Genomic DNA, 24,510 nt, shown 5'->3' on the forward strand with positions numbered 1-24,510 from the left:
TCCTTGCTAAGCTTATGTGTTTTGTACGGAGGAATGGAAGACCTCTTGCGGCTTCGGTGTGAAGCTGCGGTCAAGCAGGCCGTCTTCCTGCAGATAGGTCACAAACGTCTCGATTTGCGCCCAGTTGGCGGCAACACCATAAGGCCACATATCGCCATTCATCAGCTTGGCCGATTGCTCGGCGGATTCCCAAACGAAAGGATTGGAGGTTGCGTTGCGAATCGTCTCCAGCAACCCGGCGATCCCTTCGTCCTTGATCTCTCGCATGAGCTCGTACATCTGCTTAGGCAGCTTGGGGAATTGCTGGACCGTCTCCGCCTTCAGTGAAACCAAGTGCATGATTGGAAAAATCCCCGTGCGCCCGTAATACTCCCGCTCCACGTTCCAGACATCGGGGAACAACCGGCGCAACACGCCGCCTTCGCCCGAAGCAGGGAACAGCTTGGCCGGAGGCCGACGAGCCGTCATAATCGCATCCACCTTACCTTCGGCTAATGCCTCAAAAATATCGCCTTCCGTCAAGGTCGCCGGAATGTCCACAGGTACGCGCTCCGGACGGAACGTAAACCATTCCATCTCCTCATTGGCAATGCCCCATTCGTGCCGAAACATGCCCCGAACCCATACGGCTGCCGTCATTTGAAACTCCGGGAACCCAAACCGCTTGCCCTTTAGCTCGGAGGGATGCGTGTACGGACTGTCCGAGCGCACATAAATCGCGTTATGCCGGAACGACCGTGACAGAAATGCCGGAATCGCCGTTAACCGCGTATCTCCGCCGCCTTTCGCGATCAGGTAGGAAGCGAGTGAAAGCTCGGATACGTCATAGGAGGCCTGCGAAATTTGCTTCACAAAAATTTCTTCAATCGACTCCTGCTGCACGTCCATTTCAAAACCGGGCAGCGTTTGGGCGCCGCTGAGTAGCCGTAAGGTGCGGTCGCTTTCGGACATCGCTACCGTCAATTTAGTCCCCGTCATACGTCATGCTCCTTCCCTCGTTACAGGCCGTTTGCGAGCAGAGCGTTCGCGGCCCGTTTAATATAGGTCCCGACCAATGCGCGGCGGTAATCCGCGCTGGCGCGCACGTCGGTGATCGGTGAGCTGCGACGGGTATACAAGTCGCTGAGCTCATCCAGCTTGGCGGCGGTGAGTTCGCCACTCCAGCGCTGCTCTTCCTCTGCGCTCAGCACGAAGGGCTTGGGCGCGGCAGCGCCAACCGCGGCGATCCCCCACTCGATCTCACTCCCGTTGCCTTGCAGCAGCAAGGCGACGGAGACGATCGAGATGTCGGTTGCCGCGCGCTGATCATGCCGCAGAAACACCTGCGGCACCTCGAGCATCCGGGCCGGGATGAACAGCGACGCGATTAACTCGCGTTCGCGAAGCTGGGTCGCCTTCGGCCCGGAAATGAAGTCCGCGATCGGCACGCTGCGGGTGCCGTCCGCCCCGGCCAGCCGGACTTCCGCTCGGTAAGCCACGAGCGGAACGACCATATCGGCTGCCGGGGAGGCGTTCGCCACATTGCCGCCAAGCGATGCGCGGTTTTGGATCTGCCAGCCGCCGACGATGCGGGCGGCTTGTTGCAGTGCGGGCACGACGCGAAACTCGTCGCTGCCCCAAATCTCGGCGGCCGTCACCGCGGCGCCGATCTCAAGACCCGCCTCGGTCCGGCGGGTCAAATGTAGCTCCGGCACGCGCCGGATGTCGAGCCAGTCGGTCTGCTCCGACTCGTACGATTTGTGCTGCGCGTTCACGAACAAATCGGTTCCCCCGCACACGATGCGGGGACTGCGCTCCCGAAGCTGCTCAAGCGCTTCGTCTAAACTGCGGGGCTGGTGCCAGGCCATAATTGCCCCTCCTTCATGTGAAAGTTAGTTGCCTCTACTCCAGCGCCGTCGCCAAATCCTTGATCCACGGCCGTCCGGTTAGCGGCTCAATCTTAACCTCGCTGTCCGGGACAGCGCGAATGCTGCACAAGTAACCGGGTTTCCCGTCAACAAACGCCGAACATTCTTTGCAGGCGTTTGCGGAACGGCAGGAATACCGTACCGAGAAAGACGGGTCCTTATGCTCCCGGATCCAAAATATCGCATCCAGCACGCTCATGCCGTCTCGGAACGGAACCTCGAATTTCTCCAGGGAAGCACCGCTTTCGGCATCGCCGCGGACTACGTTTAAAGTAACAACTGCCATGTGAACTGTCTCCCTTCATCTGTTACCGACTTGCCAGACTTACCTGACTTACTTGACTTCCTAACACGTCTGATCGCGTTCGTTCAACTTACACGCCAACCGGCAGTTGAATTTCGGATATTTCCCATTCCCCCGCCTCATTCAAGACATAACTATAGCTGGACGGCTGAGTAAGGGTATCGTCATGGTCCAGCCGCACATGAGCGCCACGCGTCTCCTTCCTCTCCAGTGCGCCAAGCACAATCGCCTCGCTGACCTTCAGCATATTGGCGGCTTCCAGCTTCTCGAACAAAGACAAAGTAAATTTGTCCTGTTTCGCTAATGAAATGCTGTCAAGCTCCTCACGCAGTGCGCGAAGATCCTCCAGAGCTTCCTTCAGGCCACTTTCGGCACGCAGCGGGCCGGCGCCTTTCCACATGATCTGTTGCAGCTTACGCTTAAACGTTTGAAGCGAAGCGGTATCCCGATCCACCGGTACGGGGTGCCAAAATTGCGTCAAGCGCTCCATCTCCCGGTTGAATGCTCGGCGCACGACTTCCTCATCCAGCACCTCGCGTTTTTCCCGCGCAGCCGTTTCGCCGGCAATGCGTCCCGTTACCAGCGCCTCCGTGATGGCATTCCCAGAGAGGCGATTCGCGCCATGCATCCCGTAGATCAGCTCGCCCGACGCCAGCAATCCCGGCACCCGCGTGTGCATCGCTTCATCTACACGAACTCCGCCGAGCATGAAGTGGGCCATTGGTGCGACTTCCACCATATCTTTGGTCAAATCGACGCCCTGGTTTCGCAAAATATCGATGACCGGGCCAAACGCTTCCTTCAGCTTGTCCTCTGGCACCATCGTGAAGTCGAGGTATGCCCCGCCATGCGGCGTCCCCCGGCCAGCTTCCACCTCGCGGAAGATCGCCAGCGTCGTTTGGTCGCGTGCCGCCGTATACTTGCCGGCGACTTCCCCGTTGTACTTGTCCATGAATTCTTCCATCTGCCCGTTCAGCAAACGCCCGCCCAGCTTATAGCGGAACGGATCCCACATAATCGGATCGATGCCGACGAGCGGCGGAAACAGATGAGCGATCGGAAAGAACTGCACCATCTCCATGTCACGCACCTCGGCTCCCGCCTCGGCCGCCAGCACAAATCCGTCACCGGTCATGTTCGCGGACGCGCTGTTCCGCTCATAGACCTCCGTCAATCCGCCCGTAGCTAAAATAACCGACGAAGCGGCAATACTGATGGGACGATACTCCTCCATCTCGAAGCCGATCGCGCCAACCGCACGTCCTTCCTCGACTACGACTTTCGTGATCATCACGTTTTTGAGGCGCTGGATTTTCTCGTCCTTCCAGATCGCTTTCTTTAATCCGGCTGCTGTAGCGCCGCCCGTATTCAAAATATCCACATACACGCAGCGGGCCTTGGAATGCCCCGGAGCAAAAGCCTGCGAACGTTTACCGTCCGGCGTCCGGGCCCATTTCACGCCATAGCCTTCCGCTTCAAGGATCACTTCCGGCCCCCGTTCCACGACGGCGCGGACGATGTTCGGATCCGCCAATCCCCGGCTCCCTTTCATTGTGTCCTCGAAGTGGACCTCCGGGTTATCCTCTTCTGCTTCGCCTAATGCAACAGCCACGGTCATCTGGGCTAAAATCGTGGCCCCGCCCCGGCTAATCAAGCTCTTATCGGTCAAAATCACACGTGCGCCTTCATCAGCCGCTGCTCTCGCCGCCATCAGTCCGGCTGCACCGGAACCGACAACGAGCACATCGGTTTGCAAATGCAATGGTCCCATCCTGTTGTCTCCTCCTTTAGCACTTATGCTTGTTGTCCCAACGTGATCCCTGCCGATTGCACCGTAATCCCTGCAGAGGTTAATGAACTGCGGATTTTACCGGCAAACTCCACCGCATGGACGCCATCACCATGAATGCAAATCGTATCGGCTTGAATGGCCACATCGACGTTTTGTTGCGACAATACTTTACCTTCAGCGACCATACGGATCACCTGCTTCACCGATTGCTCTTCATCAGTGATTAAGGCGTCCGGCAGCCGGCGCGAGGTAAGCAAACCGTCGGATTGATAGGTACGGTCGGAGAACACTTCGCTGGCCGTACGTAAACCGGCTTTCTGCCCGGCTTCGATCAACTCACTGCCCGCAAGGCCAAACAAAATCAATTCCGGATCAACCTTGTAGACCGCTTCGGCAATGGCCTCAGCTAAACCGGCGTTCCGAGCCGCCATATTATAAAGGGAACCATGCGCTTTCACGTGCTGCAGCTTCGCCCCTTGCGCGTGTACGAACCCCCAAAGCGCACCGATTTGATAAACCACAATGTCGTAAGCCTCCTGTGCAGACAAGTCCATGTCGCGGCGTCCAAAACCAACCAAATCCTGCAAGCCGGGATGTGCCCCCAAGGCTACCCCGTGATCCAGGGCCAACTTGACGGTTTTGCGCATGGTCGCAGGGTCACCCGCATGAAACCCACAAGCGATGTTTGCCGAGGTCACGAATTGCAGAACCTCGCTGTCTCTGCCCAGTTGATAAGCGCCAAAGCTCTCCCCCATATCACAGTTCAAATCCACTACGTTATTCATGTTGAATCTCCTCTCACAAATAGTTCATGGCGTAAATTATAACGGAAATAAAGAAACAAGCCAGCCTCAAGCGGCCCGTGGAAATGTTAAGATCCTTAGATCCGTCCCCGGCCGGTTGAGGCTAACATGCTTTAGATTTGCCAGTTATTTTTCTCGTCCGAGTTCAACTCGCGCAGCGAGGCCAGATCTGCGAGTTCCACCTTGTCCTTAGGGACAACCGCCCGTTTCGGAAAGACGACCGGCGGCGCCGGTTTCGTAGCATCGACAATCACGGCGCTGGACATGCGCGGCGTGTTTTTGCCTTCCGCATTGTACTCCCAGTTGGTCGGCAATAACCCGCCTGGACCGTTCCAGCGTGGAATGATCAGCAAATCGCGTTCCGCATCAAACCGAGTGCCGATCGCCCAAGCCACCTCTTCCCCGTTAAACACGTCGATGTCCTCATCTACGACGACGATATGACGCAAATTCTCCGGTTCGGTGTTAAGCGCCGCAAACGCCGCTTTTTTCACATCCGCATCCTTTTCCTTCTGAATGGATAGATAACAATTCATCCGGCTGTAAAAAGGAACGTTAACCGTTTTGAGTCCCGGCACGATCTTCTTCACCGTTTGATAAATACTGCCCGACCGCGGTACCCCGCCTACAACCAAATGCTCCCGTCCGGAGGCGACAATATCCTGGAAGATGGCGTGATTCCGATATGTAATGCGTTTGATGCGAATGGTCGGCACCGATCCTCCGCCGAGATAATGGCCCGGCCATTCACCGAACGGCCCCTCGCTGTGGTCGTTATCCGGCAAAATTTCGCCTTCGAGAATGATCTCGGCATGCGCCGGCACGAGCAAATCGGAGGTGTCCGCCTGCACGAGCTCCAGCGGTTCACCCATCAACGCGCCGGCCGCTTCATATTCGCCCCCGATGCCTTGAACCCGGGATACGGCGCCCATGATGAAGCCGGGATGATGCCCAAGTGCAATCGCGATTGGAGCCGGTTTGCCTTGCTTTTTGTACTTCTTATAGATCAGGCCGCCATGGTGTGCTCCAAGGAACCAAACGCCCATATCACGTTCGTTGAAGATCTGATGACGATAAATCCCGGCATTAATCAGCCCGGATTCCGGGTCGCGGATGATCATCACACCAGCCGACAAATACGGCCCGCCGTCCATCTCGTTATGTACCGGAATCGGCAGTTTGGCCAGATCGACATCCACTTCTTCGATGACGTTCTCTTTGACTTTGGCTGCGGCGCGCTCCACAACCACCGGTTCGATTGGCTGCTGCAGCTTCTCGCCGTATACCCGCGGTATGTCTTGAACTTCACATCCCAAATAGAGTGCGACGCGTTCGTAGGAGGTTAACAAGTTGGAGATGCACGCCATCTGTGCTCCCTTCACCTTGTTAAACAACAGGGCGGGGTAATCGCCTTTCTCCGCCAGAGCCGCTGCATAGGCGGTAATCCCAAACCGCGGATCTACCTCCGTATCTACGAGCTTAATACTATTTGCATCGAATTGGTTTAATTGTCCGAGATAAGTTCTTAAATCTTTGGCCATGTGAGGATCGCCTTCTTTCCGTAGTATCGTCGGTCGTGAAATAAATCGGGCGAATCGCACCCGGAAATCCGCGCAAATTCACCCGATTTGAATGATGTCTTAAGGAAGCAGCGAGAGGTCTACTGTATCGGCGAACGGAATCTCCTTCTCGATGACGCCCGCCTCGATTTGGGTATTCGAGACGTTTTTCGCGCCTTCCTCAGATACCTTCAGCCCTGCCGGTACTTTAGCCAGTTGATTTTTCACCGCAGTCTCCATGACGTCGGCCGGGATCTGGTCAAACTCCTTCAGCATCGCTTCTACCGCAGATGCCTGATCCTTCTGCACGCGTTCATTCACTTCATTGCTGACCTGAAGGAACCGTTTCATCGCATCTTGATTTTTGTCGACCCAATCCGTTTTGGCCATGACGGTAATTCCGGCAAAATCGTACGGCGGATCATACAACACACGGTAGTTGCCGGTTGCAACCATTTGAGAAATCGTTGGCTCCGAGACCATGCCGCCTGCGGCCTTGCCGCTTTCGATGGCTGCCAGCATCGTAGCTCCGCTGCCGCCGTTGATGATTTGCACGTCTTTGTCTCCGTCAATGTTAACGGTCTTCAGCCCTTCTCGAAGACCCGTGTCGGACAAGCTGCCCACTTTGGTTACAGCAAGCGTCTTTCCTTTCAGATCTTCAAGTGACTGGAATGGGGCGTCCTTCTTCACGACTAGCGAATAGCCGACGCCATTGTAAATTTCGCCGTAGGCTTTAACACCTAGACCGTTCTTTTGCTGTCTCAACACATGCTCGTAAGAGCCCAAGACGATATCCAGGCTGCCGCCAACCAAAGCTTGCACCATATCGGCGCCAGAGGTAAAACTTTGTTTTTCGATGGTGATGCCTGCCTTCTCATAGGAGCCGTCGTTAATCCCGATTTGCGCGATGATTGGCGTCATGCCGCCACCGACCAAACCGACGCGGATCTTCACGTTTTCCGGTTGATTTGCGTTGCCTTCTCCTCCATTCGTTCCCGTTGCCGCGTTACCGGCACCTCCGTTATTTTCCGATGGTGCGGCAGCGTTGTTGTTACCGCAAGCGCTGAGCAAAGCGATTGTCAGCACCAGCAGCGTAGCGAATAACATTTTTGTTTTTTTCATCAGATTCCCCTCCTTGAATAGTTGGCCTTCTATATTTTTTGAAGCTTAAGTCCTACCGGTATTTCAGCAGTCGCCGTTCAACTTGCACGATGATCTGTTCTAACACGACAGCAATGATCATGATGAGGCACAAGCCTGTAAAAATGCCAGTCGTGTCCAGCATGTTGGACGAATACGTGATGTAGTAACCAAGCCCTCGATTGGAGCCCACCAATTCGGCGATTACAGACCCAATCAGGGCCATTCCGATATTCAGCCGCAAGCTTGTCAGAATCCAGACCGTTATTGACGGCAACACCACCCAACGGAGCTTATGCGTCCATTTGGCTTTGAACGTGCTCATCATATCCATCAGGTCTTTATCGATGTTACGCACGCCTTCATAAGCATTGTAGAATGCGACGAAGATAACCATCGCTACAACCATGAGGATCTTCGATGTCATTCCGATTCCGAACCAGACGATGAACAAAGGGGCAAGGGATACCCGCGGCAAGCTGTACAAAGCCATGATGTAAGGGTAGACCCATTTTTGAAAAATCCCGCTGAATGCAAGCAGAATCCCGAGCAACGTCCCTCCGATCATCCCGATCAGAAGCCCAACGATGGACTCCTGCAGGGTAATGCTCATGTGAAACCATAGGTCCCCATTTGCGGTCATTTCAATAATTCGCGCCAGGATCAATGACGGCTTGCTCAGCCAAAAGGAATTAAACGCCGTCCCTGAAAGCAGCTCCCATAATCCGATAATGACGATAAATACGACCAATCTGCCGATCCACACCGCTGCGCTGCGATTCCCGCGCCCTGCCTTGGGGGAAGGAGAGCTTGCCGATGAATCTATAGTTTTAGTTGCCATGATGATTCCTCCTCTCTATTCCCCGTCTGACATTTGGGCCCAGATTTCCTTCTGCAGCTCTTTGAACTTGGGATCGAAACGGATGTCGTAGAAGGGACGCGGCCGTTCCAGATTCACTTTAAATTCCGCTTTGATTCGTCCCGGCCGGGAGGTCATGACGATAACCCGGTCAGATAGTGCAATCGCCTCTTCGATGTCGTGGGTGATGAATAACACGCTTTTTCCGACATTTTCCCATAGCTGCAAGAACTGTTCACCGATTTTTACCCGGGTCTGCGCGTCCAGCGGTCCAAATGGCTCGTCCATTAAGTAAATCTCTGGGTCATAAGCGAAGGTTCGTGCCAATGCGACCCGCTTGCGCATCCCGCCTGACAACTCCTTCGGATGGTATGCGCCGAAGCCTTCGAGTCCGACCATTTTCAGCAGTCGGTTGGCTTCGGTCAATTGCTCGTTCTTGGAAAGGCTTTTGATCTCCAACGGGAGCCGGACATTGTCGATGACGCTTTTCCAAGGGAGCAACGCATCGTTCTGAAACACCATTCCGACTTGGCTTGGCACACCTTGGATTTCTTGGCCATCCAGATAGGCTCCGCCGGCAGCCGGCTTAAGCAGCCCGGACACCACCTTCAGCAAGGTCGACTTGCCGCATCCGCTTGGGCCAACAACGGATACAAACTCGCCATCTTCCACCTTGAGCTGAACATCTTCCAATGCGACGGTGTGCTGACCCTTGGACTCGTACTCCACACGCAAATCCCGAATTTCGAGTTTGGGATGGGTTTTGTTCTCCATAGTTGATTTCCTCCATACTGAATTTTCCATTCCTGCTGTCTGTTTATGCATGCCGGTCCAGGTCGCCCCATCAAATATCGATCAGAATTAGCGGTAGGATGTCTCCAGTTGCTCCAGACCCTCTCGCAGCGTTTGGATCGCGGTCTCCCGCTCAATCCATTGCCGCTGTGCCTCTTGCAGAGTGACCTTCTGAAATCGCACGCGTGCCCCTAAGCTGGCTTGGGCTAGTAACGGTAAATCCACGCTCGCAACTTGCCCGATTTTAGGATATCCTCCGGTTGTTTGGCGATCCGCCATCAAAATAATCGGGTTCCCGTCAGGCGGTACCTGTACAGTTCCCATTGTCACGGCCGAAGAAATCATCTCTTTCGAATGATTCAACTGCAATTCTCGGCCTTTGAAACGGTAACCCATCCGGTCGGACTGCGGTAAAACCGCAAATTCCTCCTGCCATAAATCGTGTTGGCTTTGTTCTTGAAACAACTCGTATTCTTCCCCAGGAATCAGCTGCACGATGGGATTTGCTGCATATTTCGGGAGCATCTCCGGAAATACGGCCCAACGGCTGACGGCACCGGTTTCTTTGCTCGCCTCCCTGGCGAGCAAGCCGAGTATTTGGGATCCCTGCGGAGTCATTTCGCCCAGCGACAGCCGGTCACCTACCGCAAGTGCCCGTCCCTCATACCCCCCGATGCCTGCCCGCAAATAGGTTGAACGGCTATTCATGCGAGCTGGAACATCAACGCCGCCCCCAACCGCTAGGTAAGCCCGACAGCCCAATTTCATGGGGCCAAATGCCAGCACACTGCCCTTCGGCGCCAGTACCGTTCTCCATAAGGGAATAGGAACCCCGTTCAATTCAGGCGATAAATCGCCGCCGCAAAGTGAGATCAGGGTGGTTCGCTCAAAACGGATCACCGGGCCCAGCAACGTTATTTCAAGCCCTGCCTCTCCTTCCGCATTACCGACCAGTAAATTCGCAATCCGTAATGCGAAGGCATCCATCGCTCCGCTCACAATCACGCCGTACTTTTGAACGCCAAACCTGCCGAGATCCTGAACCGTGGTCAACAAGCCGGGTTTTTCAATCAAGAGGCTCATCGTACAGTCTCCTCCCATGACTCGAATTGTTCACGGGTGATCGGATAGAAGCGGACAATATCACCGGCTTGCAACAAGGTAGGCGGCATTTGCTGCGGCTTGAATAACTCGATTGGAGTTTTACCGATTAATTGCCAGCCCCCCGGGGTGTCAATCGGGTAGACCCCAGTCTGATCCCCGGCTATTCCGACGGTTCCGGCCGGAATTGATATACGAGGAGTTTCCCGCCGCGGGGTCGCGATGCGCACAGACATCCCTCCTAAGTAAGCAAAGCCAGGAGCAAACCCAAGCATATAAACCAGATAATCCGCTGAACCATGGATGTCGATCACTTCTTGCGGCGTGAGTCCGTTTCGGGAGGCCACCGTTTCTAAATCCGGCCCGAAGTCCCCACCGTAACAAACAGGAATTTCAACGGTTCTGGCTGATGATGCATTAACGTCCCGCAGTGTTTGAAGCAACTGAAACACGCTTTCCGCAGCCAGCTTGAACGGGCTCTCGGCTTGAATGTCACCCCCCTGTTTCACGCTTTCTGCAAGCAGCTTCATCGTATCGTAGTAAATTGTCACCGATGTAAATGTCGGAACCACCTCGACCATCCAGTTAAAAGGCTGCCGGTCCAGATGTTCTGCCAACTGTCTGACTTTGTGGTGTGTGTCTTTTTGAATCGAATCACCGAACTTGACAATCAGCGCCGAATCTCCGAGTGGGGTGATGGGAATATCTGCGAGTGACGGCGAGTAAGTCATTTTCATCCTCCGATCCGAATTTCGGACTATTAAACCCGAATTACGAATTCACGTTCATAAAATCATTGTTAGTTAGAATTCCATAAAAATCAAGATTTTTTCATTTAAAGTTTCTAAAATATAGATTTATGATGATGTTCCGAATTTCGGTTCGTAATTACCGAATTTCGAATGCCAATATATACGATCATTATAGTCGGAATTAGACAAAAATCAAGCATAAATTTCCGTAACCGTTTACCGGTTTTCAACTTTCTTCCATACGTTGTATACTAATACAGAATGAACTAGAGGCCATGCAGGAGGCATAACGTGCAAACCATCCATAAACACAAGAACAAAACCGTAGTCCGATCCATGGATCTACTCCAATTATTTCTGACCTACCCGAAACTGAATATCAGCGAGATGGCCAAATTATCGGGGATTCCCAAAACCTCGGTTCTCCGCATGATCGGATCTTTAGAAGAAATGGGCTTCTTAAAAAAGGATACGGAAGGCTCTTACTCATTAGGGTTGCTCTTTCTTCAATACGGTAATCTGGTTGCAGAACGTTTGGACATCCGTCATGTCGCCCTACCGGTCATGCAGCAGCTGCGAGACGAGATTCAGGAAGCCATCCATCTGGTGTTACGCGATGGCGACGAATGCATTTATATTGAGAAGCTGGATACGGATCACCCGGTCCGGCTGTTTACCAAAATCGGTCGGAAAGCCCCTTTGTATGCCGGCGCATCATCACGCATTATCTTAGCTTTTATGCCAGAGGCTGAGCGCGAGGAGTACTTGGCTGCCACTGAACTACAGCCCATCGCGACGGGAACAATTACCGACAAAACGAAGCTGCGCCAAATCCTGGACCGTTCGCGTCAGGAAGGTTACAGCTTTAGCCGTTCCGAGTTGGAGAACTACACCGCCGAACTCAGCGCACCGATCTTCGACCACACCGGTCAAATCATCGCTGCACTCAGCGCTGCCGGGCTAGAGGTCCAATTCGAGGAGGGGCGCATCGCCGAACTTGTGAAGGACGTGCAGCAAGCAGCCAACGAGATCTCTCGAAAATTGGGTTGTACCCGGCAAATTCCGGTTGCCGTCCCCTTATAAAAATAGGCCCGCCCCGGCAGTGCCGTAGACGGGCTTTCAGTTTTCATCGCTGGAGCGATGACGCTCTCCCTTCGATGATCACTACTTCCGGTTCGGGAACAAAACCATAATGGCGATCAAAGGCGTCCTGTACGTGGGTGATCAACTCGATCACATCTGCCGCATTCGCCCCTCCTAGATTTTGTATCACGTTGCCGTGAACGGGCGAGATTCGAGCATTTCCCCGTTGGACACCTCTCAATTGAAGACGATCCGCCAGTTTGCCGATTGGTTCGCCAACGGAATAATCGTTTTTGAACACCGATCCGCAGGAAGGATAGGCAAAATGCATTTTCCCTACGCGATCCTGAACAATCTTTCGCATCGGAATCAAATCGGAGTCCTCTGCCCTCTCGCCTTCCTTAGCTTCCATCCAACCGATGAAATGCGAAGCAAATTCGGGTAACCGGTTAGGTGGCAGCTTCCCTTCCTGTAGAGCAACCAATTCCGGTATTGCTAACAACGACACGGCTTTCCTGTTAGTCGAGCTTAGCTTAAACTCAGCCCCGACGATCAACCAATTGCTGGAGTTGTCTTGGAACACGGACTGTTTATACCCGAATCCGCAAGCCTCTCGGCTTAGGGTTTGCACCCCGCTCGGCTGTTGCAAGTCGATATAATGAACATTGATCAATGTATCGCTGATATGGCGATCAAAGTACTTGGCATTCATATAAATCCCACCGCCGACCGTTCCCGGTAGCAAAAAGGTAAAATCAAAATCAACGATCCCCAGGCCATATCCGATTACGGCTAGCATGGACATCGGCAACCCCGCCGAAACGTACAACCGATCTCCTTCAAGCTTATAATCTACCATCTCCCGGGTCGTAAGAAATAAAGTATCCGGGTCGGGCCGATCGGGAAACAGCATATTTGAACCCCCGCCGAAAAAAATCGGCGAGATCCCCCGACGATACGCCAGCTCAAGCAATTCTCGCAATTGATCTTGTGATCGAGGCGTTCCAACAAAGCGGGCCTCCCCGCCGATTTCATAGGTCGAATAACGGGACAAGGCTTGTTTCGTCCGCAGTCCGGCCAAATTCCAGCTTGTCATAATAAGCCCCTTCCTGGCTACTTCCTAAGCATTAATGTAAATTATGTCGTTGGGCGCAAAAAAAGGCTGAAAGAAGAGTTCTTCTTATCAGCCCGTTTCAATATTGCCTCAGCAGAGGAATTACTCAGCAAATTCCACGTTATGATACACCTGCTGCACGTCTTCTAAGTCCTCCAAAGCGTCGATTAATTTCTCAAACTGCGCTTCGGTTTCCGCTGGTAGCGTTACGTAGTTTTGCGCTAGCATCGTCAACTCGGCAACCGTAAACTCCGTAATTCCAGCGTTTTTGAGCGCTTCCTGAACGGCATGGAATTGATCCGGCTCTGCGTAAACGATCACGGACTCGTCCTCTTCAACAATATCACGAACTTCAAGATCGGCTTCCATCAGGATTTCAAACACTTCATCGATGGTTTTATCTTCCATCCCGATGACCGCGGTTGCGTCAAACATATAAGAAACCGATCCGCTTACGCCCATGTTTCCGCCGTTCTTATTGAATGCGGAGCGTACTTCCGGTGCGGTACGGTTTACGTTATTCGTCAATGTATCTACAATCACCATGGAGCCGTTAGGGCCGAAGCCTTCATAACGCAGCTCTTGATATACTTCATCCGAACTGCCCTTCGCCTTGTCGAGGGCACGGTCAATGATCGCTTTGGGTACATTGTACGTTTTTGCCCGTTCCAGAACGACTTTCAAGGCGCGGTTCGATTCCGGATCCGGCTCGCCTTTCTTGGCGGCAACATAAATTTCGACGCCGAATTTCGCGTAGATTCGACTGGTGTTGGCGTCTTTCGAAGCCTTCTTCTCTTTAATATTATTCCATTTGCGGCCCATACTCTTCCCACTTTCTAAATAATCTACCCAACTATTATAACCAACAACTGATTTGGCGGCAATGAATGACAGAGTCATAGCTACTTCCTTTCTCCTTTCTCCTTTCTCCTTTCTCCTTTCTCCTTTCTCCTTTCCTCTCCCTTTCCCGCTTGCCCTTCTAGCGTCTTTTCACCATTATCCCGTTCATTCAGGTATGTAATGACAGTTCAGATTTGGAAAATCTTCATCTTGATTTAAGAACATATGTTTGCTATGATAGAAATATACGAACGTATGTACGGCATTTATTCAAAGGTGGTAGGCGTCATGGAGTTTATTGCGGAAACGGATCTTCAACTTCTCAATAGTCGTTATCACAGTGAGCAGACCTGTATGGAAGCGGTAATCGCATTGAAATGGCCAAACGGTTTCGTTTGCCCGCGCTGTGCTTACACCCGATGTACCCGCCTGACCATACGGCGGATTCCCTTGTTCGAGTGTGGAAGATGCGCGCATCAAACATCGCCTTTAGTTGGTACGATTTTTGAAGGAACGCATCTGCCTCTGTTGAAGTGGTTTCACGCCTTAGAATTATTTCTGCTGCCCGACGGAATTTCGGCGATGAGATTGAGCCAGGTGATTCGGGTTACCTACAAGACGGCCTGGTTAATGCTGCACAAAATTCGCTATACCCTTGGAGAATTCGACGCCCGGGAGCTTTTGAGCGGAGATGTGAAGGTGAACAGAGATCAATACGGCGGAGATCCTATCCGTTGTAATCAGTTTCCTCATCCAAAAGCAGCGACAGTCATAGCCGGATGCACGGTAACGGAGTCAGGTGAGCCTGAACATGTGAAGATCCGCCTCTTGTCCCTAAAGAGAGGAGACGGAACAAGAGCAAGCCGTCACGACCTCGACGCATTTATCACTGAGCATGTTGACGTCCATACATCGAGCGTACAGGCGTCCCCCCTGGTCTTTCGGCTTTATTTCCCCTTGCGAAAGGTGGTAAGAGAGGCGTGGAATTCACTGAAGAGCACCTATATCGCCTTGGGAACAAAGCATTTGCAAGCGTATTTCAACGAATATACGGTACGACGCCGTCTTCGCCTGTCCGGGTCTGTAGAACCGATTAGTCCTACGTTGCTGCGCATGTGCATGGCAATTCGGACGATCTCTTACCGCCAGTTAATCGCTCGCCAACCGAATCCACCTCTTGCGGCTGCAGCTTGAGACGCAGGCCTGCTATGCCTGGTTCTTCTCTGTGCTTACCTGCTTGCCCTGCTCACCTCTTCTCGGGTTTGCTCTGTTCTGCTCAGCTTTCCCTGTTCTGCTCTGCTCTGTTCTGCCCTGTTCTGCCCTGTTCTGCCCTGTTCTGCCCTGTTCTGCCCTGTTCTGCCCTGTTCTGCCCTGTTCTGCCCTGTTCTGCTCTTTTCTGTTCTGCTTTGCCCTGCGCTCTGATTAATTCTGCTTGCTTCAAGCAGTCCAAAGCTTATGACATATTGCTTTTCCATATAATTTCTTCTCAGAAACTGTCTTTCCGTCTTTCTCTTTCTTTGTCTTTCTATTTGTCTGTTATTCTATCTTCCTGTCTTTCTATTTCTCTGACTCCTTACGCCTGATTAAACGGGATAATCGTGCAAAGAGGCCATAAAGCTAAGTTGGATCGGCCGCCCACAAACAAAAAATGCCCTATGAATTAACATAGGACATTTTTAGTAATAGTTTAGCGGTGGCAAGCACCTTATCCATAGATTGCTAGACGAGCCCTACAGCATCTTCGTCGACCAAGATTCGCAGTTCCATGTCTCCGTAACGACGTCGCGGTAAAACTCCGGTTCGTGGGAAATCAACAGAATGCTGCCTTTATAGGCTTGCAGCGCGCGTTTCAGCTCATCCTTGGCATCAACGTCCAAATGGTTCGTCGGTTCGTCAAGCACGAGCAAGTTCGTTTCCCGGTTAATCAGCTTGCACAGACGAACTTTCGCTTTCTCTCCCCCGCTCAGCACGGCGATTTTACTCTCGATATGCTTGGTCGTCAGGCCGCATTTGGCAAGCGCGGCACGCACTTCAAATTGCGTGAACGATGGGAACTCGCTCCAAATTTCCTCGATGCACGTATTATAGTTGACCTCTTTCATTTCCTGCTCGAAATACCCGATTTCCAGCAGGTCGCCGAGATGAACCGAGCCGGAGATCGCCGGGATTTGTCCCAGGATGCTGCGCAAAAGTGTCGTTTTCCCGATGCCGTTTGCCCCGACGAGAGCGATTTTTTGCCCGCGTTCCATCCGCAGGTTCAGCGGTTTCGACAATGGCGAATCGTAACCGATTACCAGGTCCGTCGTTTCGAAAATCAATTTGCCGGATGTCCGTGCATCCTTAAAATTAAACTGCGGCTTCGGCTTCTCCTTGGCTAGCTCGATGACTTCCATCTTGTCAAGCTTCTTCTGGCGTGACATTGCCATGTTGCGCGTCGCCACGCTCGCTTTGTTGCGTGCGACGAAATCCTTGAGGTCGGCGATTTCCTGCTGCTGGCGTTTGTAAGCCGATTCCAACTGCTGTTTTTTCGCTTCATACACCTGCTGGAAGTAATCGTAGTCGCCGACGTAGCGATTCAGCTCCTGATTTTCCATGTGATAAATCAAGTTTATGACACTGTTCAGGAACGGGATATCGTGAGAAATCAGGATAAACGCGTTCTCGTACTCCTGCAAATACCGCTTCAGCCATTCGATATGCTGTTCGTCTAAATAGTTCGTCGGTTCGTCCAACAGCAAAATGTCGGGTTTCTCAAGCAGCAGCTTGGCCAGCAGTACCTTCGTCCGTTGTCCCCCGCTGAGGTCATTGACATCTTTATCAAGTCCGATATCGGTTAATCCCAAGCCGCGGGCCGTTTCATCGATCTTCGCATCGATCAGGTAAAAGTCCTGATTCGTCAGCGTATCCTGAATCGTACCCACGTCCTCCAGCAGCTGCTCCAGCTCTTCAGGGGACACGTCCCCCATTTGGCCGTACATGTCGTTCATTTCCTGTTCTAAGTCGAACAGGTATTGAAAGGCCCCGCGCAGCACGTCGCGGATGGTCATTCCTTTCTCCAACACGGCATGCTGATCGAGGTAGCCGACACGCGTGCGTCTGGCCCATTCGATTTTGCCTTCATCTGGCTGCAGCTTGCCCGTGATAATGTTCATGAACGTTGATTTGCCTTCACCGTTGGCTCCGACCAGTCCGATATGTTCGCCTTTCAGCAAACGAAAGGACACGTCGTTAAAGATGGCCCGGTCCCCAAAACCGTGACTCAGCCGTTCTACGCTTAAAATACTCATGGAATTTTAACACCTTTTCTATAGGAAATATGGTTGGTAACACCCGGATAAACGAATAAGGGTACACTCGACATATTATACTGGTTAACCAGGTCAAAGCTCAATACGGCGGGGAAATTTAGTAGAAAAAAAAGGCGCCGCCCCGAGGCTCTCTCGGGCGGTGCCTGCCTGGATATCTTAAAATCCTAAAATCTCGTCGATCTTGCGCAACTCCTCCGGAGTGAACGATCGATTGGCCAATGCGCCAACCGCATCCTCGATTTGGCTCACCTTGCTGGCGCCGATCAGCGCTGAAGTCACTCTACCGCCTCGGAGCACCCAGGCCAATGCCATTTGCGAAAGCTTCTGTCCTCGAGCGGACGCCAGCTCGTTCAGCTGCTTGACCTTCGCAATCCGTTCTTCATTCAAGTCTTCCGGGCGAAGGAACACGCTAGGGCCGGCAGCCCGGGAATCCGGAGCGATTCCGTTCAGGTAGCGGTCGGTCAGAATCCCTTTCTCTAGCGGAGAGAATACGATCGATCCGATGCCTTCTTTCTCCAATACATCCTGCAGCCCCTCTTCGATCCAGCGGTTCATCATGGAATAGTTCGGCTGATGGATGACCGCCGGCGTGCCAAGCTGCTTCAATATCCGGGATGCCTCGCGAGTCTCTTCCGGACGATAGTTGGACAACCCGACATATAACGCTTTCCCTTGCCGAACGATAAGATCGAGCGCCGCCATCGTTTCTTCCAGCGGGGTATCCGGGTCAGGGCGATGGTGATAGAAAATATCCACATACTCCAGCCCCATACGCTTCAAGCTTTGGTCCAGGCTTGAGACCAGATATTTTTTCGAACCCCATTCCCCATACGGCCCTGGCCACATGTAATATCCCGCTTTGGTGGAAATGATCATCTCGTCTCGATAAGGGCGCAGATCCTCGCGCAGCACCCGGCCGAACGTTTCCTCCGCCGAGCCTGCCGGCGGTCCGTAGTTGTTGGCCAGGTCGAAATGCGTGATGCCTAAATCGAACGCTCTGCGCAGCATGGCGCGCCCATTTTCAAGCACATCGATGCCGCCAAAATTATGCCACAGGCCAAGAGAGATGGCCGGAAGCTTCAACCCGCTTCGTCCCGAACGGTGATATGTCATCATTTCGTATCTGTTGTCAGCTGCTTGATACATAAATGCTTGTTCCTCCTTTAGTCCGTATGTGTCCAATATAACGTACTAGGAACAGCTTACCTATATCAGCATGGATGATTCCTATGGCATGATGTCTGATTTTTGGGCTCGGTCGCGATAGTCGGTAGGGGAGACGCCTTCCGTTTTCTTGAACATTTTGGAGAACAACAGGGCATCCTGGTAACCGACCGAACGCGCCACTTCGGCGATGGAGTAATGGCCTTTACGCAGCAAGGCGCAGGCTTTCTCCATTCGGTAATTCAACAAATATTGCTGCGGCGGCATCCCGATGACACGCTTAAACAAAGTCGATAAATATTTCCGGTCCAAACCGACGATCGCGGCCAATTGGCCGACGGTGATCTCCTCGCTATAATGACTATGCAGGAAATCAAGACAGCGATGAATATACGCATCTTTCGCTTGAGCCTTAGCCGGGACCGTATGTCCCGATGCGGGGACAAGTTCCACCAGCAGCGTCATGAATTCGTGCAGCAAAGCTTGCAGGCGCAAATCGCGGGTCGCGGCCGTTTCCTCCGCTTCGTTCAGCATCTCGTATAACTGCGGCATCATATGCGTATCCATCGGAAACACGGGAGTCGCCGGGGTTAACCGGGTACGGTATAATATCTCCGCCACCTGATCCCCGCAGAAGCCGATCCAGGAATACGTCCAGGGATCGGCTTGATCCGCCTGATAGAAGATCACCCGTTCGGGATAAGCGAGAAACGCTTGTCCGCCGGTCAGTTCGAAGGTTGCCCCCTCCACTTTTACACGCCCTCGCCCCGAGTGAACAAAGTGGATTTTATAAATATCGCGGATGCCTGGGCCAAAAGAATGAAGCGGAGCGCACCTTTCTTTTCCCCAATAGCACAAATACAAGTCCGGCGGCTCGCGAAACGGCCGGTCCGGATTATAATGAAATATCCTATTCATTCCCTTCCTCATCCGCAAAACGCCGGATGCGCTCGCCGATTTGGTCGCGGACGCGCTGGAACACCGCCCACTTCTCTTCATCCGTTCCCGTCGCTCTTGCCGGATCGTCAAATCCCCAGTGCTCGCGGCGAACCTGAGGCGGCGTCATCGGACAGCGGTCCGCGGCGTCTCCGCACAGCGTAACGACCATATCCGCTCGGTTCAATCGGTCCATGTCGATGAGATCCGAGGTTTGCCCCGAGATATCGATGCCCACCTCTGCCATGGCCTTAACCGCATTCGGATTCAAACCATGCGCTTCAATCCCGGCGCTATAGACCTCCCACCCGTCCGTCAAAAAGGTTTTTGCCCAGCCTTCGGCCATTTGACTGCGGCAGGAATTGCCGGTGCACAAGAAATAAATCGTTTTATTATCCATAGGTTTAAAACATCTCCTTTAGTTTGTTAGTTAGGTTTAACGGATGCAGAGTCGAAATGTCTCCGTTTGAAACGCAGGGCGACATTCACCAGCGCAATCAAAACAGGCACCTCCACGAGCGGCCCGATGACCGCCGCAAACGCCACGCCGGAATCAAGACCAAACACGCCGATGGCCACGGCGATGGCCAGTTCGAAATTGTTGCTCGCCGCCGTGAAAGACAACGAAGTGGCTACCGGGTAAGTCGTGCCTGCTTTTTTGGACAGAAAAAACGACAACAGGAACATGATCACAAAATAGATGATCATCGGAATGGCGATGCGAACCACATCCAACGGCAGGGTCATGATCAGGTCGGCTTTTAAGGAAAACATCAATACAATCGTAAACAATAAGGCGATCAGGGCTAGCGGACCGATTTTAGGCACAAACCCTTGTTCATATTTCTCTTTGCCTTTCCAGCGAATCCCGATCACCCGGGACAGCAGGCCGGCCGCAAACGGAATTCCCAGGTAAATCAATACGCTGCGAGCGATCTCACCCATCGATACATTCACTTCGGCTCCTTGTACTCCGAACCATTCGGGGAGAATCGTGATAAACACGTAAGAAAACACTGAATAAAACAATATCTGAAAAATCGAGTTGAACGCGACCAATCCAGCGGTATATTCCGGATCGCCCTTGGCCAAATCGCTCCAAACCAGCACCATCGCGATGCATCGTGCCAGGCCGATCATGATCAAACCCACCATGTACTCCGGCATGTCGCTAAGCAGCAAGATCGCCAGGAGGAACATCAGAATCGGTCCGATCACCCAGTTCTGCAGCAAGGATAGCATCAGCACCTTCCAGTCCTTGAATACGCGGCCCAATTTTTCGTACTTCACCTTAGCCAGCGGCGGATACATCATGACGATCAGACCGATTGCGATTGGAATGGAAGTGGTTCCTACCTGCATGCGAGAAAGGAACTCCGAGAAACTCGGTATCAACTTTCCGAGGAGAAGCCCAATGGCCATCGAGGCAAATATCCAAACCGTCAGGTACCGGTCAAGAAAGGATAATCTTCGTGTTTCCGGCAAGTTCATCACCATCCTTGTAATTTGAAATTTAATCGTCGCAAGAAGATGCCGATTCGCATTCCAATAACTGTTTTACCCTCAATGATTGCGAGGGCAGGTATTCAAGCAAATCATCAACATACGGCATTTCCGTTAGTTTCAAGGAGTAGTAGGTCCACTTGCCGCGACGAACCTCCGTAACCAATCCCCCTGCCTTCATTTTTCGCAAATGTTGGCTGACGCTGGGCTGCGACATTTGAAGCAAATCTACAATATTGCAGACGCAAAGCTCACGTTCCTTAAGCAACGCCAAAATCGTCAACCTGGTTTTATCGCCAAGCAATTTAAACGTTTCTGCCATCCCATCGATCGTCTGATTCGTATTCATATCATCGTCCCCCTTTTTCGCGCCGGTCGTCCTTTTTATTTTAGTTGAATATAATTATATAATCAATCACGAATATGTTTTTTAAACCACAAATATTGTTTGCATTTTGCAATTATATAAAGTATAACATTAAGCGAGGGAGGATTTGGGAACTCCAAAGCGAAGTCGTTATTCAAGGCTTTATTCTCGTTTGGTTTGTTCCACTCACATCTCTTGTCCCGGATAGTCGCACAGGGATTTTTATTTGCAAACATCAAATTTAAGAAATGAGGGATGACCGTGTTAAATGAAGCGTATACCGCTGAAATGTTGATGAGGCTCCAAGCGTCAGAACTTCAAAGGATTAATCGCGAAGCCTGGATGTGGATCGTACCCAAACCCCCGAAGAACCGTATGCAAACCCGAATCAGCGGATGGTTTCGCCTTCGTCCGGTAACAACCGATTCTTGCTGTACCGTGTGCTGTTAGTTTACTTCATAATAAGGAGGAAAAAACATGAACGAATTAACCCATGACGAAATCCGTCAAAATGTTCGCCAGCGTTATCGGCAAATCGCGGTTCAAAGTGCTTCCGAGCCAAAGGCCGCTGAGTCAAGCTGCTGCTCACCGAACGCCGTCGCTTGCTGCAGTACACCCACCGATTTCAAGGAAATCTCGGCAGGCTTGGGCTATTCCGGTGAAGAATTAAATGCCGTGCCCGATGGCGCCAATTTAGGTCTTGGTTGCGGGAACCCGCAGGCAATCGCACAACTGGCTCCCGGGGAAGTTGTCGTTGATTTGGGAAGCGGCGGTGGTTTTGATTGCTTTCTAGCCTCGCGTCAGGTCGGAGATTCGGGGAAGGTCATCGGGGTTGACATGACGCCGGAAATGGTTAGCCGTGCCCGTCAAAACGCGCTTAAGGGTGGGTTTGCGAATGTGGATTTCCGATTAGGCGAAATTGAACACTTGCCGGTTGCCGATCAATCCGTGGATGTGATCATCTCTAACTGCGTCGTCAACCTTTCGCCTGACAAAGAACAGGTCTTTCGGGAAGCTTACCGCGTGTTGCTTCCGGGCGGGCGTCTCGCCATCTCGGATGTCGTTACGACTGCGGAATTGCCTCCCGAGATCAAAAATGATCTGGAGGACCTGTATGCCGGGTGCATATCCGGCGCTTCCTCCATCCCAGAATTGGAACAAATGCTGGCCCAGAGCGGTTTCACCAACATTAGTATCCTGCCGAAGGACGAGTCGAAAACCTTCATCAAAGAATGGATCCCCGGCATCAAGCTGGAGGATTATCTCGTATCCGCCGTCATTCAAGCGGTCAAAGCGTAGAGACAATACGAGCTACCACTCACAAAAAAAAGCGCAGCGTCTCCTCTTGATCGGCGAGCCGCTGCGCTTTAGGTTTATTGGGTTTTTCGGTTAAAAGGCACCTACAGGTTCCTGTACTTTTTGATACATCGTGCCTAAAGTAGCCATTGTTGAAGCCGGCGCCGGTTCAAGCGGATAATACCCCTTCTTCGCCATCCATTGCCACACATCGTAAGCGTGGTGGGAACTCATGCAAAAAGCATGCTCCAGGAAGCTGCGGATCTCCGGATGGCTCATTTCCATCGCTGCCCATGCATATTCGCGGCCTGCCCGTTTTAATGTCAGCAAATAGGCCGTCGCGATTTCGCGGTCATTAAATTGCTGAACCTCCGTTCTCGGCATCACCGGAACGGGGACCGTCGGCGCGCTCGTAAAGGATTGCAGCACCGGCGTCAAATCGGGAATTGGAAGCCGTCCGGTGGCTCCCTCCATTTTACTCAAAAACTCGACCTTCATATTATAGTCTTGAATGTGTAGAGGAAAATGTCGCTGCAGGATCGACTTGAGTTCAGGGTCTTGAACCTGATTCATAAAACAGGCCATGTTCGTGATGGAATTGACACAGCTTAAAGTCAGCTCGTTTAAATCTTGCGCTTCATGTGCGGCCAAATGCATATCAATATGCCCCTCCTTGGATATGATGGATCAAACCACCCTTAGCGTGCACCCTCCGCCGTTTCCTATGCAGATTCCGTGACGGCGATCGGTCCCAACTCTCACAAAATAAGGTCGCCAGGTTTTTTACAGGGACAATTACCCATTTTCATCCGGGCGAATATAATGAACTAATTCTAACCATGGAGTGTGAAATTGTGGATAATACATGGAACCATGAACACTTAGCCTGGCATGAAACGATGGAGTTGCACGAGCTAGTCGCTTTTCAATCTACGCATTTAACGGTTTTCAAGAAGAAACTGCCTACCATTCAAGAGCCTGCCCTCAAAGCGCTTTACGCCGAAACGATCAAAACGCTGGAGCAAAATTTACGCGAATTGCTGAAATTTTATCCGATGGCTCCGACCATGGCTCGTAACACGTCGCCGGACATGACGGCTGTGGAAGCAGCCACGCTGCTTGGTTTTCTGAAGACGGCTGTGCGTAACTACGCCATCGCTATCACCGAAACCGCCACTCCGCAGCTTCGTGATACCTTCCAGAAACAGCTGCTCGGGGCGATATCGTTGCATGCCAAGGTGTTCAACTTTATGTATCAGCGTGGGTTTTATCCGTCTTACAATTTGGAGCAGCTGCTTGCAAACGATGTAAAAATGGCCAACAACGCGTTAAATATGTAATCATGCGAAAGCCCCGTATTAGCGGGGCTTTCGTTGGCTTTACATAGCTATTATTTTTTTCGTTCCTTCTCCTCGGGTTCGTCATATTTATTGATATGCGCCGTAATGGCCTCCACTGCCTCGTTGACATTCGTAGTGGCGGGGACTTCCTTCACTTCATCTTCAGTCTTATCTAGAAAATTTTGATGATCCGCACGGATCACTTCGATTTTATTGCTCATGTTTTGACCTCCAGACGAATTTAGTTAACATAATATTTGTTACGTAATTTTACTTCCTGCTAGAGATATGTTCAGGAATAGCGTTTGCAGGCAAGTTCTGCGATATGTTTGGTAAATCCGTCCGTTGGGTGCCGGACGGTCAAAATTTTGTCGCGGAGTTCATGTAACCTACCGGGTCGCCTATTCGTAATTCCTGCAAAAGTGCAGGCTTTTGGAGCCTAAACACCTGAGATGCCCTCGATCCAAAAAACACTCGCACTTTTGCAGGTTTTTCCTTAGGCTGCATACAAAAAGAGCACTACCGAATCAACGGTAGTGCTCTTTCCTCT

25 protein-coding genes are annotated in these 24,510 nt (G+C 52.0%); 4 read left to right on the forward strand and 21 right to left on the reverse strand.

Annotated elements, in window-relative coordinates:
• Window positions 1–12: 12 nt before the first annotated feature.
• The 11 genes from M0651_RS19650 to pxpB form a co-directional block, all read right to left on the reverse strand.
• On the reverse strand, window positions 13–978 hold the full coding sequence (locus M0651_RS19650; RefSeq protein WP_248553429.1) for a substrate-binding domain-containing protein: 966 nt from the start codon (window positions 976–978) through the stop codon (window positions 13–15).
• A gap of 20 nt (window positions 979–998) precedes the next feature.
• Window positions 999–1,847, reverse strand: a complete 849-nt coding sequence (locus tag M0651_RS19655; protein ID WP_248553430.1) for an FAD binding domain-containing protein — start codon at window positions 1,845–1,847, stop codon at window positions 999–1,001.
• Between the two features lie 34 nt (window positions 1,848–1,881).
• On the reverse strand, window positions 1,882–2,193 hold the full coding sequence (locus M0651_RS19660; RefSeq protein ID WP_248553431.1) for a 2Fe-2S iron-sulfur cluster-binding protein: 312 nt from the start codon (window positions 2,191–2,193) through the stop codon (window positions 1,882–1,884).
• Window positions 2,194–2,281: 88 nt separating this feature from the next.
• Window positions 2,282–3,982, reverse strand: coding sequence for an FAD-binding protein (locus M0651_RS19665; RefSeq protein ID WP_248553432.1), 1,701 nt, complete (start codon window positions 3,980–3,982; stop codon window positions 2,282–2,284).
• 23 nt (window positions 3,983–4,005) lie between these two features.
• A complete protein-coding gene (locus tag M0651_RS19670) occupies window positions 4,006–4,788 on the reverse strand; it encodes a LamB/YcsF family protein (RefSeq protein WP_248553433.1) in 783 nt (260 codons plus the stop codon).
• Window positions 4,789–4,919: 131 nt separating this feature from the next.
• The gene (locus tag M0651_RS19675; protein WP_248553434.1) at window positions 4,920–6,347 is read right to left on the reverse strand and encodes a UbiD family decarboxylase; all 1,428 of its coding nucleotides are present in this window, start codon (window positions 6,345–6,347) and stop codon (window positions 4,920–4,922) included.
• Window positions 6,348–6,446: 99 nt separating this feature from the next.
• On the reverse strand, window positions 6,447–7,487 hold the full coding sequence (locus tag M0651_RS19680) for an ABC transporter substrate-binding protein (protein WP_248553435.1): 1,041 nt from the start codon (window positions 7,485–7,487) through the stop codon (window positions 6,447–6,449).
• A 52-nt stretch (window positions 7,488–7,539) separates the two neighbouring features.
• Window positions 7,540–8,346 carry an ABC transporter permease gene (locus tag M0651_RS19685; RefSeq protein WP_248553436.1) on the reverse strand — a complete coding sequence of 269 codons (807 nt, stop codon included), beginning with the start codon at window positions 8,344–8,346 and terminating at the stop codon, window positions 7,540–7,542.
• Window positions 8,347–8,361: 15 nt separating this feature from the next.
• Window positions 8,362–9,138 carry an ABC transporter ATP-binding protein gene (locus M0651_RS19690; RefSeq protein WP_248553437.1) on the reverse strand — a complete coding sequence of 259 codons (777 nt, stop codon included), beginning with the start codon at window positions 9,136–9,138 and terminating at the stop codon, window positions 8,362–8,364.
• 87 nt (window positions 9,139–9,225) lie between these two features.
• The gene (locus M0651_RS19695) at window positions 9,226–10,239 is read right to left on the reverse strand and encodes a 5-oxoprolinase subunit C family protein (protein ID WP_248553438.1); all 1,014 of its coding nucleotides are present in this window, start codon (window positions 10,237–10,239) and stop codon (window positions 9,226–9,228) included.
• Window positions 10,236–10,994, reverse strand: a complete 759-nt coding sequence (gene pxpB, locus M0651_RS19700; RefSeq protein ID WP_248553439.1) for a 5-oxoprolinase subunit PxpB — start codon at window positions 10,992–10,994, stop codon at window positions 10,236–10,238. The genes M0651_RS19695 and pxpB overlap by 4 nt, the downstream gene beginning before the upstream one ends.
• A gap of 306 nt (window positions 10,995–11,300) precedes the next feature.
• Here pxpB and M0651_RS19705 point away from each other — a divergent pair, with 306 nt between their 5' ends.
• A complete protein-coding gene (locus M0651_RS19705) occupies window positions 11,301–12,092 on the forward strand; it encodes an IclR family transcriptional regulator (protein ID WP_248553440.1) in 792 nt (263 codons plus the stop codon).
• Between the two features lie 43 nt (window positions 12,093–12,135).
• Here the strand turns inward: M0651_RS19705 and M0651_RS19710 are convergent, their stop codons facing one another.
• Together M0651_RS19710 and M0651_RS19715 are read right to left on the reverse strand one after the other, a co-directional pair.
• Complete coding sequence (locus tag M0651_RS19710) at window positions 12,136–13,188, reverse strand: UDP-N-acetylmuramate dehydrogenase (protein ID WP_248553441.1); 1,053 nt, start codon at window positions 13,186–13,188, stop codon at window positions 12,136–12,138.
• 120 nt (window positions 13,189–13,308) lie between these two features.
• A complete protein-coding gene (locus tag M0651_RS19715) occupies window positions 13,309–14,028 on the reverse strand; it encodes a YebC/PmpR family DNA-binding transcriptional regulator (protein WP_248553456.1) in 720 nt (239 codons plus the stop codon).
• A gap of 306 nt (window positions 14,029–14,334) precedes the next feature.
• Here M0651_RS19715 and M0651_RS19720 point away from each other — a divergent pair, with 306 nt between their 5' ends.
• On the forward strand, window positions 14,335–15,240 hold the full coding sequence (locus M0651_RS19720; protein ID WP_248553442.1) for a transposase: 906 nt from the start codon (window positions 14,335–14,337) through the stop codon (window positions 15,238–15,240).
• Window positions 15,241–15,776: 536 nt separating this feature from the next.
• On the opposite strand, the gene M0651_RS19725 is transcribed toward M0651_RS19720, so the two are convergent.
• From M0651_RS19725 to M0651_RS19750, 6 genes are all read right to left on the reverse strand, one after another.
• Window positions 15,777–17,333: an ABC-F family ATP-binding cassette domain-containing protein gene (locus M0651_RS19725; protein ID WP_248553443.1), complete on the reverse strand. Its 1,557-nt coding sequence runs from the start codon at window positions 17,331–17,333 to the stop codon at window positions 15,777–15,779.
• Between the two features lie 177 nt (window positions 17,334–17,510).
• A complete protein-coding gene (locus M0651_RS19730; RefSeq protein ID WP_248553444.1) occupies window positions 17,511–18,500 on the reverse strand; it encodes an aldo/keto reductase in 990 nt (329 codons plus the stop codon).
• An 81-nt stretch (window positions 18,501–18,581) separates the two neighbouring features.
• Window positions 18,582–19,436: an AraC family transcriptional regulator gene (locus M0651_RS19735; protein WP_248553445.1), complete on the reverse strand. Its 855-nt coding sequence runs from the start codon at window positions 19,434–19,436 to the stop codon at window positions 18,582–18,584.
• The gene (gene arsC / locus M0651_RS19740) at window positions 19,429–19,854 is read right to left on the reverse strand and encodes an arsenate reductase (thioredoxin) (protein WP_248553446.1); all 426 of its coding nucleotides are present in this window, start codon (window positions 19,852–19,854) and stop codon (window positions 19,429–19,431) included. The genes M0651_RS19735 and arsC overlap by 8 nt, the downstream gene beginning before the upstream one ends.
• Window positions 19,855–19,880: 26 nt before the next feature.
• Window positions 19,881–20,945 carry an ACR3 family arsenite efflux transporter gene (gene arsB / locus M0651_RS19745; RefSeq protein ID WP_282578013.1) on the reverse strand — a complete coding sequence of 355 codons (1,065 nt, stop codon included), beginning with the start codon at window positions 20,943–20,945 and terminating at the stop codon, window positions 19,881–19,883.
• 22 nt (window positions 20,946–20,967) lie between these two features.
• Window positions 20,968–21,306, reverse strand: coding sequence for an ArsR/SmtB family transcription factor (locus M0651_RS19750; protein ID WP_248553448.1), 339 nt, complete (start codon window positions 21,304–21,306; stop codon window positions 20,968–20,970).
• A 495-nt stretch (window positions 21,307–21,801) separates the two neighbouring features.
• On the opposite strand from M0651_RS19750, the gene M0651_RS19755 reads away from it, so the two are divergent.
• Window positions 21,802–22,623, forward strand: a complete 822-nt coding sequence (locus M0651_RS19755) for an arsenite methyltransferase (RefSeq protein ID WP_248553449.1) — start codon at window positions 21,802–21,804, stop codon at window positions 22,621–22,623.
• Between the two features lie 90 nt (window positions 22,624–22,713).
• Here the strand turns inward: M0651_RS19755 and M0651_RS19760 are convergent, their stop codons facing one another.
• Window positions 22,714–23,277 (reverse strand): spore coat protein, encoded by a 564-nt coding sequence (locus M0651_RS19760; RefSeq protein ID WP_248553450.1) that lies wholly within the window; start codon window positions 23,275–23,277, stop codon window positions 22,714–22,716.
• A gap of 242 nt (window positions 23,278–23,519) precedes the next feature.
• Between M0651_RS19760 and M0651_RS19765 the strand changes: the two genes are divergently transcribed.
• Window positions 23,520–23,960 (forward strand): spore coat protein, encoded by a 441-nt coding sequence (locus M0651_RS19765; protein ID WP_372491021.1) that lies wholly within the window; start codon window positions 23,520–23,522, stop codon window positions 23,958–23,960.
• 50 nt (window positions 23,961–24,010) lie between these two features.
• Here the strand turns inward: M0651_RS19765 and M0651_RS19770 are convergent, their stop codons facing one another.
• Complete coding sequence (locus M0651_RS19770; protein ID WP_248553452.1) at window positions 24,011–24,181, reverse strand: hypothetical protein; 171 nt, start codon at window positions 24,179–24,181, stop codon at window positions 24,011–24,013.
• Between the last annotated feature and the right edge of the window lie 329 nt (window positions 24,182–24,510).

Origin of the sequence: Paenibacillus mellifer (genome assembly GCF_023195895.1) — a bacterium.
GTDB classification, from domain to species: Bacteria; Bacillota; Bacilli; order Paenibacillales; family Paenibacillaceae; genus Fontibacillus; species Fontibacillus mellifer.